The organism is Vallitalea okinawensis, from assembly GCF_002964605.1.
Classification (GTDB): domain Bacteria; phylum Bacillota; class Clostridia; order Lachnospirales; family PQDH01; genus Vallitalea_A; species Vallitalea_A okinawensis.
The window spans coordinates 1-3727 of sequence record NZ_PQDH01000042.1; the positions used below are offsets into that span (position 1 = coordinate 1).

General features: G+C 28.7%; 4 protein-coding genes. All 4 read right to left on the bottom strand.

Translation table 11 applies throughout. The features are described 5' to 3' along the window. Window positions 1-2: 2 nt before the first annotated feature. Window positions 3-1010 (bottom strand): hypothetical protein, encoded by a 1008-nt coding sequence (locus tag C1Y58_RS26115; RefSeq protein WP_105620091.1) that lies wholly within the window; start codon window positions 1008-1010, stop codon window positions 3-5. A gap of 13 nt (window positions 1011-1023) precedes the next feature. Beyond that, window positions 1024-1710 (bottom strand): DUF4956 domain-containing protein, encoded by a 687-nt coding sequence (locus tag C1Y58_RS26120; RefSeq protein WP_105620092.1) that lies wholly within the window; start codon window positions 1708-1710, stop codon window positions 1024-1026. 12 nt (window positions 1711-1722) lie between these two features. Next, on the bottom strand, window positions 1723-2448 hold the full coding sequence (locus C1Y58_RS26125; RefSeq protein ID WP_105620093.1) for a polyphosphate polymerase domain-containing protein: 726 nt from the start codon (window positions 2446-2448) through the stop codon (window positions 1723-1725). Continuing rightward, window positions 2435-3727, bottom strand: a 1293-nt coding sequence (locus C1Y58_RS26130) for a right-handed parallel beta-helix repeat-containing protein (RefSeq protein WP_105620094.1), incomplete at its 5' end; no start/stop codon positions are given. The genes C1Y58_RS26125 and C1Y58_RS26130, both read right to left, overlap by 14 nt.

Below are 3727 nucleotides of genomic sequence, written 5' to 3' on the forward strand. Positions count from 1 at the left end.
AATTAGTACAATATCTCAATATTATCAACTAAAATACTCAAACTTCTTGAATCTTCATTGATCTGTAATTCTTGAGGTACAAATGTATTATCTGCTACCATTTCTAGTGATATAAATTTTTTCTCTTTTAATTCATCACTCAAATATATTATTTTTTCAAAGTCTTCGGGTGTATTTAACTCAATCACATCTAATACATCATCTTGGCTTTCAATTATTACTTTCATAGGATTTTCAAATAGATGTTTACCACTGATTTTTAATCCCTCTATATTATTATTCTGATTGACTAAATTAATTCTTGTACTTACACCCATCCAATTATCACTATATAGTCCATCCACAGTTATCATTTCTTCTTCAGTAACTATATCTAAATAATCATGAAAATCTAGTTGTTCTATAATAATACTCAAGTCTCTAGAATCATTGTTTATTCCCATTTTTTTGGGATTGAATGTCTTATTCACTTTAAGTTCCAGTTGGTTACTTTTATCCAATAAATACTCTTTCTCAATTATTATATTTTGCGAAAATTCACCTGCTTTATCAATTACTGCTGAATTATACACTTCTCCATTAACTAAAAGCTTTAATTCTAAGGGTAGTAAACCTTCCACATTATGTATACTTCCCTTTACCCCTATGCTAGGTATATCTATATCATCTAATATAGTTTCATTTATTATTTTAATATCAACTTTTTCACTAATCCATCCATCCGGGTGCTGTCCTTTTAGAATGATATCGGAATTAATCCCCTCTATTCGATTAGTTAAATAATTATAAAACTGTTCAAAACTCTTATTTTGCTCAATTACATTAGACTCTTTAACATTTTCTAACTTAGTAAGAGCATTATCTACATCATAATTATCTACATAATAACTAGCTGCGTTTAAATAGAAGTGACCAGCGTAGATATCTGGTTCATTTACAACCCAAAATATAAAAAAGCTTACTATTAATACTAGTAGTATTAAATATGTATTAATAAATTTATATTTCATATATCCACATCTCCTAAAGGTCTAACTTCTGTTGCCCTTCTACAATTGTAACTTTATTACCGTTATTTACTTCCTGTAATTGAGATATAACTTTTGAATGTGTAATCCCCTTTTTCTCCTCAATTATGTAAACTACTTCAGAGATATTATTTCCTATACTGTCAACACTAACTATATAATATTCATTCATTAACTCATCCAGCTTACTTTCAAGTTTATCTTTTATATCTTCATTTATATACACTTTCAGTATCTTATTCATAACATCTTTAGAACCATAATTCGTAACATGTAAAATATAAATAATTAATGCTAAGATTGATGTAAAGACAGCACCTAATACATAAAATCTTGTACCAAAAGCCATTCCTGCAGCCATTGAAAAGAATATAAATCCTACATCTTTAGGATCCTTAATTGCAGTTCTAAATCTTACTATTGATAAAGCTCCTACTAAACTGAACGCTCTAGCAATATTACTTCCTACAACTAGCATTATTACTGCTATTGTTACTTCCATTATAACTAATGTATGAACAAATGACTGAGAATAAGAAATTCCCCTATGCGTCTTTTTATATACTACTCCTATTACTAAAGAAGATGCAAAACTTAATAGCATAACAATAAATACATCTATTAAAGTAAAGGTTTCTGTCAAATCACTAAACATTTGTGCTTCTTTTATTAATTGGTCCATTTATAATGCCTCCTAGTAATTTATTAAATTTAATCTGTCTATACTCAAACAGTATTTAGATACTCTATTAGATTGTACATTATATCTATGTATAATGGAAGTTAACCATATGGGAATCTTATGATTAGCTTTTATTTCTAAAATTGAATATTGAGGTGGAATAAAATATGTTTCATCAGCTTGCTCATCTAACCTTACATTATAAGATCTACAACGAAGATTTGTATCAAAGGTAATTCTCAAATCATCTTCATAATAACCCATAAAAGCTTTCCTATCATAACTTACAATAACTTTAGGAGAAAGGTGGTATAAGTATTTTAAATATAAAATTTCATCTATTACTTCCTTATCTTTGGAGTTATATCCAGAGATTATATCAATTTGCTCATTGGGATCTAGCATCTGATAAGCATTAGTTAAAGGAAGTTTTACTCTTCTTTTCTGAACAGTTTGGTTATACCTTTGCTTTATCTCTATATAGACTTGATCAGATAAATTAATAGTATTGTATCCTCTAACCCTTACTTTTTGACGATACTTCTGACCATCAACTTTTTCTCGATAAAATAAATAATCGTCTGTATCATAATAGAGACTTTTTATTTTATACATACCATTAGTACCATTCTGGTCCTGTACTACGTACTTATTAAGCTCATTTATTAGTTTATACTGATCCTTTATATGAACAATGTATTTTAATTCCCACCTGTTAAATACTTTAGTGTTCTTCATCGTGCACCTCCTTCATGTCTATCATTTCATATAAGCCTATAGATGCACTTCTACTTCCACCCCCAAATATATCATCATAATGCTCTATCGTACCTTTTAAATAAAGCTCTTTATACGTTTCTGGTGTCATATAATTATTTTGTTTAAAATCATTTATATTTATATTGGTTTCTGTAACATTGATAAAGTCTACACCATCTCCGTCTCCAGTAATAATATTACTATTTATGAAAGTAACAGTTGAGTTATCTCTACATTCATAATCATATTTTTTATTACCCGTCACAATACTATTGACAACTACAGCTTGTCCGCCTCCACCATAGCGTAGGTTCTTCTTATATAAATGAATTCCTACATTATTATCATAAATTATATTATTTACGATCATTGGATAAGACATATCCTTAGACTGTATACCAATCTCATTATTAATAATAATATTATTAAATATTACTGGTTCTGAGTTTTCACCCACCGATATTCCTTTATCACCAGATCCAACTATATAATTGTTTCGAATAGTAGGAGTCGATGTCATTATATCTATGGAGTCATTCCCAGCATTTTCAAAATATGAGTTTTCAATAATACCTTCTGTATAATCAAAATCAATAGAATCTGAAAATGTATCAATAAATTTACAGTTATTAATATGAACATAGGAATTTTTACCGTTAAAAGTATCATCCCCACCAACATTTGATATGAATTCTGAGTTTTCAATAGTAACTCTTGTATTATACGCTGATACCATACCAGTATATAAGGTATTTTCATACCTGGATTCCAGTCCACCGTTTTTAAATATTGTATTACTGATTTGATGTTCATAGTCAGTGTTATATCCTTGCAGAGCTAGCACACCCCATGGCTTATCCTCAGTTACTGCTTCAAATATTACAGGTTCTTCTACGGTTCCATTTATGTTTAATTCCCCATTGACAAAAATAGAAACTCCTTCTTCTAATTTTAAGTTTACTCCTGAATTAATCGTTAGTGAACTATTCTTATTAATAATTAGATCTTCCTCTAAAACGTATTCACCTTTTTCAAATACTATATTCTCAGCTTTATAACCATCATATATTTGCCATGGATGAATTGAATATTCACTTTGTTCTACTTCAATTCCAACTCCATCTTCTACATAAGTTACATCTCCTGTAATTGAGTTACTTGCACTTATATTTTTTATAGTTAATTGTCCTTCTTCTTCACCAATATATTTTACTATGAATTGATATTCTAAAGGAGAGGGCTCTAATACGCAAGACAT